The organism is Streptomyces sp. NPDC030991, from assembly GCF_055571235.1.
Genome location: NZ_JBVIFR010000012.1, coordinates 157,633 through 171,528, shown reverse-complemented (window position 1 = coordinate 171,528; position 13,896 = coordinate 157,633). Strand labels below are relative to the sequence as shown.

The window sequence follows — 13,896 nt, the reverse complement described above, 5'->3', positions numbered from 1 at the left end:
CCGGCACACCCCGGCACCGCTCACGACCCCCGGTTCGTGTTTGACAAGGAGGCTGCCCATGTCCGCCGAACCGTCCCTTCCCTCCCCCCTCCCTTCCCCTCTCTCCGCTTCGTCCCCGGCCCCGCGCTTCGGCGTCTGGCTGGTCGGAGCACGCGGCTCCGTCGCCACCACCGCCATCGCGGGCTGCGCCGCCGTCGCCGCGGGCCTGCACCCGCCGACCGGCATGGTCACCGAGACCACCCCCTTCACCGATGTGGGTCTGCCAACGTTGTCGTCGCTCGTCTTCGGCGGCCACGACACCGTCGACTGCCCGCTGCCCAAACGCGCCGAACAACTCGCCGCCGGCGGTGTCCTGCCGCACGGCCTGCCTGCCGCCGTCGCCGCCGAACTGGCGGCCGCCGACCGGGAGATCAAGCCCGGCGGCCCCCTGCCGGGCCGCGACGACGACCGCACCCAGGACGAGCTGATCACCACCTTCGCCACCGACATCCAGGACTTCGTACGCGACCAGGGCCTCGCGGGCGCCGTCGTCGTCAACGTCGCCTCCACCGAACCGGCGCCGACCACCGACGGACCCCTCCCGCCCAGCTCGCTCTACGCCGCCGCCGCCCTCCGCGCCGGCTGCCCGTACGTCAACTTCACCCCCTCCACGGGCCTGCACCACCCGGACCTCGCGACCGCGGCCGCCGCCGCCTCGGTCCCCCACGCCGGCCGCGACGGCAAGACCGGGCAGACCCTGCTGCGCTCCGTACTCGGCCCGATGTTCCTGCAACGCGCCCTCGCCGTACGCGCCTGGTCCGGCACCAACCTGCTCGGCGGCGGCGACGGCGCCGCCCTCGCCGACCCCGCCGCGGCCGCGGCGAAGAACGCAGGCAAGGAACGCGTCCTTGTCGACACCCTCGGCGCCGCACCCCAGGGCGAGGTCCACATCGACGACGTGCCCGCACTCGGCGACTGGAAGACCGCCTGGGACCACATCGCGTTCGACGGCTTCCTCGGCGCGCGCATGGTCCTCCAGACCACCTGGCAGGGCTGCGACTCCGCGCTCGCCGCGCCCCTCGTCCTCGACCTGGCCCGGCTGCTGCTGAGCGCCACCGACCTCGGCCTGACCGGCCCCCGCCCCGAACTCGGCTTCTACTTCAAGGACCCGGACGGCGGCGCCTCGTCGGCGCTCGGCGAGCAGTTCGCCGCACTGGTGGACTTCGCCCAGCGGCTGCGAGACCCACGATGAGCGGCGGGCGACGGCGCGCCTGGGCCGAACTCCTGCGCCTTCCCGCCCTGTTCACCGTCCCCGGTGACGCCCTCGCCGGCGCCGCCGCCGTCGGTGCCCGCCCCGGCCGCGGCACCTTCCTCGCCATCGGCTCCTCCCTGTGCCTGTACGAGGCGGGCATGGCGCTCAACGACTGGGCGGACCGCGCCGAGGACGCCGTCGACCGCCCCCACCGCCCGATCCCCTCCGGGCGGATCCGCCCCGCCGCGGCACTCACCGCGGCCGGCGCGTTCACCGCGGCGGGGCTGGGCCTCGCGTTCCGCGCGGGCCGCACCGCCGGAGCACTGAGCGCGGCGCTCGCGGCGACGGTCTGGGTGTACGACCTGGGCCTGAAACGGACCCCCGCCGGACCACTGGCGATGGGCGCCGCCAGGGGCCTGGACGTGCTCTTGGGCGCCGCCGGATCGCAGCGGGACCAGCCGGGGCCGACGCGCCTCGGGCCACTCGTGAGCGCGGCCCGATCGCGGAGGACCGGGCTCGGTGGGAGCGCGGGTACGGGAGCGGGTGCTCGTGCCACGGCTGGCGCCGCTGCCGGGGCTGGTGGTGCCGAGCGTCCGGTACCGGGACTGGTATCGGCACCGGCACCGGCACCGGCGCCGCCGCCGAAGCCCGGGCAGTTGCGGGCGACAACACCCGGGCCGGGGTGGTTCGGCCCGCTGTCGGGCGCGGCCGGATCGCGGAGCGCCCCGCCCGGCCGCCGCGGCGTCCAGAACCCCGGCCCGCCCCGTCTGCTCGCGGCGCTACCCGCCGCCCTGACCCTCGCCACACACACCGCGGCGGTGACCACCGTCTCCCGCAACGAGACGACCGGCGGCACCCCCGCCGCCCCCGCGGCGGCCCTGGCCATTACGGCAGTGCTGACCAGGCATCTCCTCAAGCTCCCGGCGGGCCGAGGCGCCGCAGCCCTCCTCGGCCTGCCGGGTCCCACCGCGTACGCCGCCACCGTGACCCGCCCTCTCCTCCACGCCACCCTGAACCCCTCCCCACCCCTCACCCAACGCGCCGTCGGCGCCGGAATCCGCGCCATGATCCCGCTCCAGGCGGCCCTCGCCGCACGCGCGGGATCACCGGGCACAGCCCTGGCCACCGCCGCCCTCGCCCCACTGGCCCGCCGCTTCGCGAGGAAGGTGAGCGTGACGTGAGCCCTCTTTTGCCGCGCACGGCCGCCCGGAGCAGTGCCCGGGTCTGGGGCCCGGCCCCGGCCACCGCCGTCACCTTCACCCCGCCGGAGGTGAGCCCCATATGAGCACCCACCCGTCGCACCTCACCCAGGACGACAGCCCGAGCACCACCGCGACCGGCGCCGAGCACACCACCCCGCGCTGGGGCTACGGCACCAACGGCCTCACCGACCTTCGCCTCGACGACGCCCTCGCCCTCCTCGCCGACCTCGGCTACGACGGCGTGGGCCTCACCCTCGACCACATGCACCTGGACCCGCTGGCCCCGGACCTGGCGGCCCGCACCCGGCACGTCGCCCGGCTCCTGGAGCGGCACCACCTCACCGTGACCATCGAGACCGGCGCCCGCTACGTCCTCGACCCTCGCCGCAAACACGGCCCCTCCCTCCTCGACCCCGAACCCGACGCCCGCGCGGCCCGCGCCCGGCTGCTCGTCCGCGCCGTCCAGGTCGCCACGGACCTCGGCGCCCACGCCGTGCACTGCTTCAGCGGCATCACCCCCGACGGGACCGACCCGGACACCGCGTGGAAGCGCCTGGCCGACGAACTCGGCCCGGTCGTGGAGGCCGCCACCGGCGCCGGCGTCCCCCTCGCCATCGAGCCCGAACCCGGCCACCTCCTGGCGACGCTCACCGACTTCCACCGGTTGCGCCACGCCCTCGGCAGCCCGGACGCCCTCGGCCTCACCCTCGACATCGGGCACTGCCAGTGCCTGGAACCGGACTCGCCGGCCGACTGTGTCCGCGCGGCGGCGCCCTGGCTGCGGCACGTCCAGATCGAGGACATGCGCCGCGGCGTCCACGAACATCTGCCGTTCGGCGACGGTGAGATCGACTTCCCGCCGGTGCTCGACGCGCTCGCCGCCACCGGCTACCAGGGCCTGACCGTGGTCGAACTGCCCCGGCACTCCCACGCGGGCCCCGAACTGGCCGCCCGCTCCCTGCAGTTCCTGCGAGCAGCGGCACGAGGAGGCAGCGCATGACCCACCCCACCACCGTCACCGCACTCCGCACCCAGCTCGACACGGCCCTGACCGGCGCCGCCCGCGCCTGGCTCGACCAGGCCCTGGCCGAAGCCGCCGCGCACACCGGCCCCCGCGACGAACACGCGCCGCCCGTATGGGAGCTGAGGTTCGCCGAAGCGGGCCGCCGCACCGGCCAGAACCACGCCGACACCGCCCGTGTCCTCCTGCTGCACGCGGCGCGCGCCGACACGGCCTCCCTCACCCGCCTGTACGCGCAGGGCACCGCCGCCGAACGCCGCGCCGTCCTCCAGGCGCTGCCCCACCTCGTCCCCGGGCCCGACGGGCTGCCGCTCGTCGAGGACGCGCTGCGCACCAACGACACCCGCCTCGTCGCGGCCGCCGTCGGCCCGTACGCGGCCGAGCACCTGCCCGCCCACGACTGGCGGCACGCCGTCCTGAAGTGCCTGTTCACCGGCGTATCGGTGGACGCCGTCGCCGGGCTGCGGCGGCGCGCAGGCGGAGACACCGAACTCGCCCGCATGCTGGGCGACTTCGCCCAGGAACGCACCGCGGCGGGCCGGGCCGTCCCCGAGGACCTGCACCGCGTGCTGACGCTGACGGCACCCGCGAAGGAGGAGTTCTGATGCGCATCTTCGACCCCCACATCCATATGACGTCGCGCACCACCGACGACTACGAGGCCATGTACGCCGCCGGGGTCCGCGCCCTCGTCGAGCCCTCCTTCTGGCTCGGCCAGCCCCGCACCTCGCCCGCCTCCTTCTTCGACTACTTCGACGCGCTCCTCGGCTGGGAACCCTTCCGCGCCGCCCAGTACGGCATCGCGCACCACTGCACGATCGCCCTCAACCCCAAAGAGGCCAACGACCCGCGGTGCACGCCCGTCCTGGACGCGCTGCCCCGCTACCTCGTCAAGGACAACGTCGTCGCGGTCGGCGAGATCGGCTACGACTCCATGACCCCCGCGGAGGACGCGGCGCTCGCCGCCCAGCTGCAACTCGCCGCCGACCATGAACTGCCCGCGCTCGTCCACACCCCGCACCGCGACAAACTCGTGGGGCTGCGCCGCACCCTCGACGTCGTCCGCGAGTCCGCGCTCCCTGTCGATCACGTCCTGGTCGACCACCTCAACGAGACCACCGTCAAGGAGGCCAAGGACGCCGGCAGCTGGCTCGGCTTCTCCGTCTATCCCGACACCAAGATGGACGAGCACCGCATGGTCGAGATCCTGCGCCTCTACGGACCCGAGAAGGTACTCGTCAACTCGGCCGCCGACTGGGGCAGGAGCGACCCCCTCAAGACCCGCAAGGTCGCCGACGCGATGCTCGCCGCCGGCTTCACCGACGACGACGTCGACCAGGTCCTGTGGCGCAACCCGGTCGCCTTCTACGGACTGAGCGGTCGCCTCCAACTCGACGCGGTGACACCCCCGGAAGCGACCCACGAGGGCAACTCCATCCTGCGCGGGGGAGCGTGACACATGCGCTTCCGCCACCCCGACGGCTCCACCGTCCACCTCGCGTACTGCACGAACGTGCACCCCGCCGAGACGCTCGACGGCGTCCTCGCCCAGCTCCGTGACCACTGCGAACCGGTCCGCAGACGCCTGGGCCGCGACCGCCTGGGCATCGGCCTGTGGCTCGCCAAGAACGCCGCCCGCACCCTGACCGCCGACCCGGCGGCGCTGCGCGGCCTGCGCGCGGAACTCGACCGGCGCGGCCTCGAGGTCGTCACGCTCAACGGCTTCCCCTATGAAGGGTTCGGCGCCGAAGAGGTCAAGTACCGCGTCTACAAACCGGACTGGGCCGACCCCGAGCGCCTCGCCCACACCAGCGACCTGGCCCGCCTCCTCGCCGCGCTGCTCCCCGCCGATGTCACCGACGGCACCATCTCCACCCTGCCGCTCGCCTGGCGCACCGGGTACGACGAGCGGCGCGCCGACACCGCCCGCACCGCCCTGGTCACGCTCGCCGAACGCCTCGACGCCCTCGAGGAACTGACCGGCAAGTCGGTCCGCATCGGTCTGGAGCCCGAACCCGGGTGCACCGTGGAGACCACCGCCGACGCGATCGCCCCGCTCACCGCCGTGGCCCGCACCGACCGCATCGGTCTCTGCCTCGACACCTGCCACCTCGCCACCTCCTTCGAGGACCCGGACACCGCGCTCGACGGCCTCGCCGCCGCCCGCGTCCCCGTCGTCAAATCCCAGCTCTCCGCAGCCCTGCACGCCGAACACCCCCATCTCCCCGAAGTACGCGAGGCACTCGCCGCCTTCGACGAACCCCGCTTCCTGCACCAGACCCGCACCATCACCGCCGGCACCCTGCACGGCACCGACGACCTCGGCCCCGCCCTCGGCGGCGCCGCGCTGGCGGACACCGCACCCTGGCGGGCCCACTTCCACGTCCCGCTCCACGCGGCCCCCGCCGCACCGCTCACCTCCACGCTGCCCGTCCTGAAGTCCACGCTGGCCCGGCTCGTCGGCGGCGCGCGGCCTCTCACCCGCCACCTCGAAGTCGAGACGTACACCTGGCAGGCGCTGCCGCCCGAAGTACGCCCCCGCGCCCGGTCCCAGCTCGCCGACGGAATCGCAGCCGAACTGGCGCTCGCCCGCGACCTGTTGACCGACCTCGGCCTCAAGGAGCTGCCATGACGGACACCGGCCCCACCCCGCTCCTCGTCCTGGACGTCGTCGGCCTCACCCCCCGTCTCCTCGACCACATGCCCCATCTCAAGTCCCTCGGCCAGTCAGGCTCCCGCGCGCCCCTCGGCACGGTCCTGCCCGCCGTCACCTGCGCCGCCCAGTCCACGTTCCTGACCGGCACGACGCCGTCCGAGCACGGCATCGTCGCCAACGGCTGGTACTTCCGCGAACTCGGCGACGTCCTGCTGTGGCGCCAGCACAACGGACTCGTGTCCGGCGACAAACTCTGGGACGCCGCCCGTCGCGCCCACCCCGGCTACAGCGTCGCCAACATCTGCTGGTGGTACGCCATGGGCGCCGACACCGACATCACGATCACGCCCCGCCCGGTCTACTACGCCGACGGCCGCAAGGAACCCGACTGCTACACCCGGCCCCCGGCGCTGCACGACGAACTCACCGAGAAACTCGGCACGTTCCCCCTCTTCCACTTCTGGGGCCCCGGCGCCGACATCGTCTCCAGCCAGTGGATCATCGACGCCACCCGCCATGTCATGGCCACCCGCCACCTTGACCTGATCCTCAGCTACCTCCCCCACCTCGACTACGACCTGCAACGCTTCGGCCCCGACGACCCCCGCGCCCACCGGGCCGCCGCCGAACTCGACACGGCCCTCGCCCCACTCCTCGACGACGCGCGGGCCGAAGGGCGCACCGTCGTCGCCCTGTCCGAGTACGGCATCACCCGCGTCGACCGCCCCGTCGACATCAACCGGGCGCTGCGCCGCGCCGGCCTCCTCGAGGTGCACACGCAGGACGGCATGGAGTACCTCGACCCGATGACGTCACGGGCGTTCGCCGTCGCCGACCACCAGATCGCGCACATCTACGTGCGGCGCCCCGAGGACCTCGACGCCACCCGCGCCGCCCTCGCCGACCTGCCCGGCATCGAGCAACTCCTCGACGACCAGGGCAAGAAGGACCAGCACCTCGACCACCCGCGCTCCGGCGAACTCGTCGCGATCGCGGAACCCGACGCCTGGTTCACGTACTACTACTGGCTCGACGACGCTCGTGCGCCCGACTTCGCGCAGCTGGTCGAGATCCACCGCAAACCCGGCTACGACCCGGTCGAACTGTTCATGGACCCCCTCGACCCGTACGTCAAGGTCAAGGCCGCGGGCGCGCTCGCCCGCAAGAAGCTCGGGATGCGCTACCGCATGGCGGTCGTACCGCTGGATCCCTCACCTATTCGAGGCAGCCACGGCCGCCTGCCCACGAGCGACGACGAAGGTCCGCTCATCATCAGCTCCACCCCCCACGCTTTCCCCGGCCGGGTCCCGGCCACCCAAGTGAAATCCCTGCTCCTCGACCTGGCCGGACTGGGCCGAGCCGCGACACAGCTCGGCCCGACCCGCTCCTGACCAGGGCCAGTTACAGAGAGTGAAGCACGCGCCACTGACAACACGCCAGTGGTCCCCGCCCTATTCACCCGCACGTCGAAGAGAGGCACCCGTGACCGACTTCCAGGACACCCCCGCCGCCGACGCCCTCAGACAGCGTCTCGGCCTCGACCGCCGCCGTTTCCTCAGCACCTGCACCGCCGTCGCCGCGGGTGCGATCGCCGCGCCCGTGTTCGGCGCCGCACCCTCCTTCGCCCAGTCGCAGACCGGGGGAGGCGGCGGTCACGGACCCGCCCACGACCACGGCGGTCACGGCCGCGGCAGCGAACTCGTGCCCGCGAACAAGCGCGGCATCATCCTCTACACGGTGCGTGACGCGACGGGCCGCGACCCGCTCACGAGCGACCTGCCCTCGGGCTTCCGCGAGGTGTTCAAGGAGCTGGCCCGCTACGGATACAAGCAGGTCGAGTTCGCGGGCTACGGCCAGCACGCGAACGCACCGGGGGGCGCCAACCTGGAATCGGTCGCCGGGGCCAAGCTGTTGCGTTCCTGGCTCGACGAGTACGGCCTGCGGGCCCAGGGCAACCACGGCTTCATCCCGTCGTCCTGGCCGCTGACCCAGGCCGACATCGACACGTTCAAGAAGAACCTGGAGATCGCCAACATCCTCGGCATGGCCCACATGGGCACCGGCGGCGACCCCACCACCAGCTCCTACAAGGCCGACTGGGACGTGGCCGCCGACAAGTGGAACGCCCTCGGCGACCTCGCCCGCAAGGCCGGCATCAAGCTCTACACCCACAACCACGACGCGGCGTACGGCTTCCTGCTCGACGGTGGTCCGCTCGACGCGCAGGGTCGCCCGACCCGCAGCTCCGGCATCCGCAAGCTGGAGTACTTCCTCAAGGGCACCGACCCGAGGACGGTCTGGCTGGAGATGGACATCTTCTGGGCGCACGTCGCCCAGTACAAGTTCCACACCTACACCGCGCACGACGGTTCCCAGCGGGAGAAGGTCTTCGACCCGGCCGGGCTCGTCGTCCGCCACAACAAGCGCTACCCCCTGTTCCACGCCAAGGACGGCACCCGCAACGAGACGAGCGGGGAGGGGTACGACATGGGTGTCTTCGGTGAGGGCGTCATCGACTACCGCACCTTCTTCAGCCGGGTCGGCGAGAAGAACTACCGCAACCCCATGGTCGAGCAGGACAACGCACCGAGCTCCACGGACCTCGGCCAGTCCCTGAAATACGCCAAGATCGGTTACGACAACCTGGCGGCGCTGCGCAAGAAGCGCTGACCGGTCGACCGACCGCAGGCGGACCGAGAGGGGCCGGCCGACAGGCCGGGCCCCTCTCGGTCCGTGCGCGCGCCTACCGCGCGGCCGCGTTCCGCCCCTTTCCCGGCTGGCGCAACAGCAGCGCGACGGCTGCCGCCACCATCGATACGCCGCCGGCCAGCGCGTACGCCCCGTTGTAGCCCCACGCGGCGACCACCATCGAGCCGAGCCCGCCGCCGAAGAGGCCGCTGACGAGTTTTCCGCTGTAGACCAGCCCGTAGTTGGTGGCGTTGTAGTTCTCCCCGAAGTAGTCCGGGGTCAGCGCCGCGAACATCGGGTAGAAGGCGCCGCCGCCGAAGCCCGACAGGAAGGCGAAGAGCAGGAACAGCCACTCGCTGCGGACGTCCCCGGCCCAGATCACGCCGAACTGGGCGAGGCCGAGCACCACGATCACGAAGACGAGGCTCGCCTTGCGGCCCAGGATGTCCGACAGCCAGCCGACGACCGCGCGGCCGACGCCGTTGATCACGGCCATGACGCCCATCGAGGACGCCGCGACGAGAGGACCGAAGCCGACCTCCTTGGCGAAGTCCACCTGGAAGGAGATCCCGAAGATCGACACCCCGGCCGTCAGCACCAGACTCAGCCACATCAGCGGCAGCATCCCGGTCCTGATGGCCTCCTTGGGCGTGAACTGCCGCACCGCGGGCGGATTCTTGGCGAGGCTCCTCGCGTTTTTGCCCGACCCGTCCTTGGCCATCGGATCGATCCCGGCCGGCCACCAGTTCTTCGGCGGGTCCCTGAAGAAGAAGGCGCAGACCAGAACGACGACCAGGACATACACGCCGATCATGTCGAGCACCCGGTGGTAGTTCGACGTGTCGAACCCGTAGTTGAAGATGAAGATGAACGGCAACGACCCGTAGGCGAAACCGCCGTTGACGAATCCGGTCCTGCCGCCCTTACGTTCCGGGAACCATTTGCCGACCATGTTGATACAGGTCGCGTAGACGAGACCGGAGCCCAGGCCGCCGATGACACCGAACCCGAGGATCGCCAGCCACACGTCGTCGAAATGGGACAGGGCGAGAAATCCCAGTAAGCACATGAACGCGCCGGTCATCGTCGCTCTTTTGGCCGTCAGGATCCCTCTCTCGCGCATCCACCCGGCCGGGAAGGCGATGCCCGCCTGGAAGAACACCCAGATGCTGAGGATCCAGAAGGTGTTCGACTGCGTCCAGCCGTGCGCGCTGGACAGCGTGTCCTCCGCCGAGCCGTACGCGTACTCGGAGACGCTGATGGCCATCATCGCGAGCCATGGCAGATACACCATGAACTTACGGGAGTGGCCGAGGATGTCGCGGTCCGTCTCGCCCACGCGGTAGACGCGGCCGTTCTCGTCGGTTATCTCTCGGTACTCCGTGCCGGTGGCCGGTGCTGAATTTCCTGCGGCGATGGGCTCCGCCGTCATATCAAGCCATCTCCTCACCGAGTGGTTGCGGGTTGGGTCGGACATCACGGGGCTTCGGCCTGCCGGGCGGCGACAGGAACAGCGCGATGAATCCGGCGAAGAACGAGATGCAGCCGGCCAGGACGAAGGCGCCGGAATGGCCCCACGAGCCGACGACGACAGCGCCCATGCCCGCGCCCAGTCCGGAGACGAGTTTGGAGCTGTAGACCATGCCGTAATTGGTCGCGTTGTTGTTCTCGCCGAAGTAATCCGCGGTGAGCGCCGCGAACATCGGGAAGATGGCGCCGCCGCCGAACCCCGATACCGCGGAGAAGACCAGGAAGCAGGGAAGGTTCTTGGCCTCGGCCGAGAGGAGGATGCCGAACTGGGCGGCGCCCAGAATGACGCAGACGGCGAGCAGGCACTGCTTGCGGCCGTAGCGGTCGGAGAGCCAGCCGATGACACCGCGCCCGCTGCCGTTCACGATCGCCTTCAGCGACATCGCGGTGGCCACGATCCCGCCGGCGAATCCCGCCTCCTCACCGATGTCGACCTGGAAGGCGATACCGAAGATGTTCACACCGGAGGTGCACGCCAGACAGCACCACATCAACGCGACCCGCCCGGTCCGCCACGCCTCCATGGGGGTGTACTGCTTGACGGCCGGCGGGTTCTTCTCCAGGGAACGCCGCGCGCGCGGGTCCTCCGGAGGGTTGAGCGGGTCGATGTTCTCGGGCCACCAGTTCTTCGGCGGATCCTTGAAGAAGTAACCGGCGGACGCGACCATCACCGCGAGCAGGACCCCCACCGAGAGCAGCACCCAGCGGAAGTTGGTCAGATCCATGAAGCCGGTGAAGAGGAAGACGAACGGCACCGAACCGTAGGCGAAGCCGCCGTTGACGAAGCCGGTCTTGCCACCCCTGCGCTCGGGATACCACTTGCCCACCATGTTGACGCAGGTGGCGTACACCATGCCCGCGCCCATCCCGCTGAGCACGCTGAAACCGAGGTACGCGACGACGACGTGCGGCGCGAGAGCCAGCGACAGGTACCCCATGAAGGTGCCCGCGGCGCCGATCATCATCGCCCAGCGAGCGGACAGTCTGCCGCTCTCACGCAACCGGCCCGCTGGGAAGGCCACCGCGGCCTGGAAGAAGACCCAGACGGTCATCATCCAGAAGATGTGCAGGCTGTTCCAGTCGTGCGCGGTGTGCAGCGTCTCCTCGGCGGACGCGAACGCGTACTCGGCGGAGGAGATCCCCATCATCCCCACCCAGGGCAGGATCACCATCCACTTGCGCTTGCGGCCCATGATGTCGATGTCGCTCTCGCCGACCCGGTACACCCGGCCGTTGACGTCCGCCACCTCCCTGTACGGGACGGAGACGGGTAGCTCGGTGGTTGTCATGACGGTCGCACCCCTCGCGTCGAAAGATCTGGCCAGCGCCCCCTGTCCAAATTGCTTTCGTGTGCGCACGGGACCTGGGTCCGGACGACGCGCACCGCCGACCGGACCCGAGGGAGGTCAGGTCATGGACCGCCCCCTCAGCAGGCCGGCCGCGCGCGCCCACCGGTACTTGGCGCCGAGCACCGCCACCGGCTTCTCGGTCGTGTACGGATACGCGACCACGCCGCGCTCGAAGAGGTACTGGCACGCCTCCTCGACCTCGACGTCCCCGGCCAGCGACGCGACGACGGGCTTCTCGATGCCGCGCTCCCGGAACTCCTGGACGACGCGGGCCGTTACCTCCGCAAAGACCATGGGAGGGGTGACGATGGTGTGCCAGTAGCCGAGCACGAGCGCGTGGATGCGCGGATCCTCCAGGCCGAGCCGGATCGTCGCCTCGTACGTCGACGGCGGTTCCCCGCCCGTGATGTCGACGGGATTGCCCGCGGCCCCGAAGGGCGGGATGAACTTCCGGAAGGCGGCGTCCAGGTCGGCCGGGATCTCCATGAGCCGCAGCCCGTTGTCCGTCACCGCGTCCGACAGCAGCACACCGGAGCCGCCCGCACCGGTGATGATCACGATGTTGTCGCCCCGCGGCGCCGGCAGCACGGGCAGCGCCCGCGCGTACTCCAGCATGTCGTTCAGGCCCGGGGCCCGGATGACGCCTGCCTGCCGGAGAATGTCGTCGTAGACGGCGTCGTCCCCGGCCAGCGCGCCCGTGTGCGACCCGGCGGCCCTTGCGCCTGCGGCCGTGCGCCCGGCCTTCAGGACGACGACGGGCTTCTTCGGCACGGTCGCCCGCGCGGCCTGCACGAAGGCGCGCCCGTCCTTGAGGTCCTCCAGGTGCATGGCGATGCACGTGGTGTGCGGGTCCTCGCCGAACCAGGTCAGCAGATCGTCCTCGTCCAGGTCCGACTTGTTGCCGAGCCCCACGATCGCCGAGACGCCTGTCTTGGTGGTGCGTGCGAAGCCGAGAATAGCCATCCCGATGCCACCGGACTGCGAGGTGAGGGCGACACCGCCCCTCACGTCGTAGGGCGTGCAGAACGTGGCGCACAGGTCATGCCACGTCGAGTAGTAGCCGTAGATGTTCGGCCCGAGCAGCCGCACCCCGTACCGCTCGCCGATGGCCACGATCTCGTCCTGGAGGCCCTGTTCACCGGTCTCCGCGAAGCCGGAGGGGATGAGCACCGCGTTCGGGATGCCCTTGCGTCCCACCTCCTCCAAGGCCGCTGCCACGAACTTGGCGGGGATCGCGAAGACCGCCACATCCACCTCACCGGGGACGTCCGTGACACTCTTGTACGCCTTGCGGCCCAGAATGTCATCGGCCCTGGGGTTCACCGGATGGATCTCCCCGGAGAAGCCGCCGTCGACGAGGTTGCGCATGACCGAGTTGCCGATCTTGCCCTGCTCGTTGGAGGCACCGATCACGGCGACCGAGCGCGGCTCCATGAGACGCCGCATCGATGTGAGGATCTCCTCGCGCGTGTACGTACGCCGCGCTTTGGGCGCCCCTTCGGAGAGCAGCACCCGGATGTCGGCGGCGACCGCGCCCTCCGGGGTGGCGATGACGGGGTTGAGGTCGACCTCGGCGATCTCCGGGAAGTCGGTGACCAGTTGGGACACGCGACGGATCTGCTCGGCCAGCGCCCACCGGTCGACACCGCGCGCACCGCGCACCCCGCGCAGCACCTCGGCCGCCCGGATGGAGTCGAGCATGCCGACCGCCTCGTCGGCATCGACGGGGGCGAGCCGGAAGGTGATGTCCTTCAGCACCTCCACGAGCACCCCGCCGAGCCCGAAGGCGACGACCTTGCCGAAGGTCGGGTCGGTGACCGCCCCGACGATGACCTCCTGCGTGTCCGCCCCCGTGGGCAGCAACTCCTGCACCTGTGCGCCTTCGATGCGGGCGTCCGGCGCGTACGCGCGCGCGTTGTCGATGATCCGGTGGAACGCCGCACGGATGTCGGCCGCGCCCTCCACCCCGACGACGACGCCGCCCGCGTCGGTCTTGTGCAGGATGTCCGGGGAGACGATCTTCAGCACGACCGGCCCGCCGAAGCGCGCCGCGGCCGCCACCGCCTCGTCGACGTCGGTGGCCAGGTCCTCGCCGGGGACGGCGATCCCGTACGCGTCGGCGAGCACCTTCCCCTCCGGCGCGGTGAGCGCCGCTCGGCCCTCGGCCCGTACGGTGTCGAGCAGCGCGCGTACCGTCAGCGCACGGTCCTCGGCCATCA

Annotated in this window: 11 protein-coding genes; 8 read left to right on the top strand and 3 right to left on the bottom strand. The window is 71.3% G+C overall.

Going from position 1 to position 13,896, the window contains the following annotated elements:
- Window positions 1-58 precede the first annotated feature (58 nt).
- The 8 genes from ACZ45E_RS23225 to ACZ45E_RS23190 all read left to right on the top strand — a co-directional run bounded on the left by ACZ45E_RS23225 (window position 59) and on the right by ACZ45E_RS23190 (window position 8,780).
- Complete coding sequence (locus ACZ45E_RS23225; protein ID WP_468223396.1) at window positions 59-1,231, top strand: inositol-3-phosphate synthase; 1,173 nt, start codon at window positions 59-61, stop codon at window positions 1,229-1,231.
- Window positions 1,228-2,412, top strand: coding sequence for a UbiA family prenyltransferase (locus tag ACZ45E_RS23220; protein ID WP_468223393.1), 1,185 nt, complete (start codon window positions 1,228-1,230; stop codon window positions 2,410-2,412). Before ACZ45E_RS23225 ends, ACZ45E_RS23220 begins: the two co-directional genes overlap by 4 nt.
- A 100-nt stretch (window positions 2,413-2,512) precedes the next feature.
- Window positions 2,513-3,433: a sugar phosphate isomerase/epimerase family protein gene (locus ACZ45E_RS23215; RefSeq protein ID WP_468223390.1), complete on the top strand. Its 921-nt coding sequence runs from the start codon at window positions 2,513-2,515 to the stop codon at window positions 3,431-3,433.
- The gene (locus tag ACZ45E_RS23210) at window positions 3,430-4,059 is read left to right on the top strand and encodes an EboA domain-containing protein (protein ID WP_468223387.1); all 630 of its coding nucleotides are present in this window, start codon (window positions 3,430-3,432) and stop codon (window positions 4,057-4,059) included. The genes ACZ45E_RS23215 and ACZ45E_RS23210 overlap by 4 nt, the downstream gene beginning before the upstream one ends.
- Window positions 4,059-4,910 carry a TatD family hydrolase gene (locus ACZ45E_RS23205; RefSeq protein ID WP_468223385.1) on the top strand — a complete coding sequence of 284 codons (852 nt, stop codon included), beginning with the start codon at window positions 4,059-4,061 and terminating at the stop codon, window positions 4,908-4,910. The genes ACZ45E_RS23210 and ACZ45E_RS23205 overlap by 1 nt, the downstream gene beginning before the upstream one ends.
- A gap of 3 nt (window positions 4,911-4,913) precedes the next feature.
- The gene (gene eboE, locus ACZ45E_RS23200) at window positions 4,914-6,086 is read left to right on the top strand and encodes a metabolite traffic protein EboE (protein ID WP_468223382.1); all 1,173 of its coding nucleotides are present in this window, start codon (window positions 4,914-4,916) and stop codon (window positions 6,084-6,086) included.
- Window positions 6,083-7,501 (top strand): nucleotide pyrophosphatase/phosphodiesterase family protein, encoded by a 1,419-nt coding sequence (locus ACZ45E_RS23195; protein WP_468223380.1) that lies wholly within the window; start codon window positions 6,083-6,085, stop codon window positions 7,499-7,501. Before eboE ends, ACZ45E_RS23195 begins: the two co-directional genes overlap by 4 nt.
- Window positions 7,502-7,592: 91 nt before the next feature.
- A complete protein-coding gene (locus tag ACZ45E_RS23190) occupies window positions 7,593-8,780 on the top strand; it encodes a sugar phosphate isomerase/epimerase family protein (RefSeq protein WP_468223378.1) in 1,188 nt (395 codons plus the stop codon).
- Between the two features lie 73 nt (window positions 8,781-8,853).
- Here the strand turns inward: ACZ45E_RS23190 and ACZ45E_RS23185 are convergent, their stop codons facing one another.
- The 3 genes from ACZ45E_RS23185 to ACZ45E_RS23175 all read right to left on the bottom strand — a co-directional run bounded on the left by ACZ45E_RS23185 (window position 8,854) and on the right by ACZ45E_RS23175 (window position 13,894).
- On the bottom strand, window positions 8,854-10,230 hold the full coding sequence (locus ACZ45E_RS23185; protein ID WP_468223376.1) for an OFA family MFS transporter: 1,377 nt from the start codon (window positions 10,228-10,230) through the stop codon (window positions 8,854-8,856).
- 1 nt (window position 10,231) lies between these two features.
- Window positions 10,232-11,617: an OFA family MFS transporter gene (locus ACZ45E_RS23180; protein WP_468223374.1), complete on the bottom strand. Its 1,386-nt coding sequence runs from the start codon at window positions 11,615-11,617 to the stop codon at window positions 10,232-10,234.
- A gap of 117 nt (window positions 11,618-11,734) precedes the next feature.
- Window positions 11,735-13,894 carry an acetate--CoA ligase family protein gene (locus tag ACZ45E_RS23175; RefSeq protein ID WP_468223371.1) on the bottom strand — a complete coding sequence of 720 codons (2,160 nt, stop codon included), beginning with the start codon at window positions 13,892-13,894 and terminating at the stop codon, window positions 11,735-11,737.
- Window positions 13,895-13,896 lie beyond the last annotated feature (2 nt).

Bases quoted from the DNA above. Each gene is read 5' to 3' on its own strand.
- ACZ45E_RS23225 (WP_468223396.1), top strand. From the start codon at position 59: ATGTCCGCCGAACCGTCCCTTCCCTCCCCCCTCCCTTCCCCTCTCTCC.
- ACZ45E_RS23220 (WP_468223393.1), top strand. From the start codon at position 1,228: ATGAGCGGCGGGCGACGGCGCGCCTGGGCCGAACTCCTGCGCCTTCCC.
- ACZ45E_RS23215 (WP_468223390.1), top strand. From the start codon at position 2,513: ATGAGCACCCACCCGTCGCACCTCACCCAGGACGACAGCCCGAGCACC.
- ACZ45E_RS23210 (WP_468223387.1), top strand. From the start codon at position 3,430: ATGACCCACCCCACCACCGTCACCGCACTCCGCACCCAGCTCGACACG.
- ACZ45E_RS23205 (WP_468223385.1), top strand. From the start codon at position 4,059: ATGCGCATCTTCGACCCCCACATCCATATGACGTCGCGCACCACCGAC.
- eboE (WP_468223382.1), top strand. From the start codon at position 4,914: ATGCGCTTCCGCCACCCCGACGGCTCCACCGTCCACCTCGCGTACTGC.
- ACZ45E_RS23195 (WP_468223380.1), top strand. From the start codon at position 6,083: ATGACGGACACCGGCCCCACCCCGCTCCTCGTCCTGGACGTCGTCGGC.
- ACZ45E_RS23185 (WP_468223376.1), bottom strand. From the start codon at position 10,230: ATGACGGCGGAGCCCATCGCCGCAGGAAATTCAGCACCGGCCACCGGC.
- ACZ45E_RS23180 (WP_468223374.1), bottom strand. From the start codon at position 11,617: ATGACAACCACCGAGCTACCCGTCTCCGTCCCGTACAGGGAGGTGGCG.
- ACZ45E_RS23175 (WP_468223371.1), bottom strand. From the start codon at position 13,894: ATGGCCGAGGACCGTGCGCTGACGGTACGCGCGCTGCTCGACACCGTA.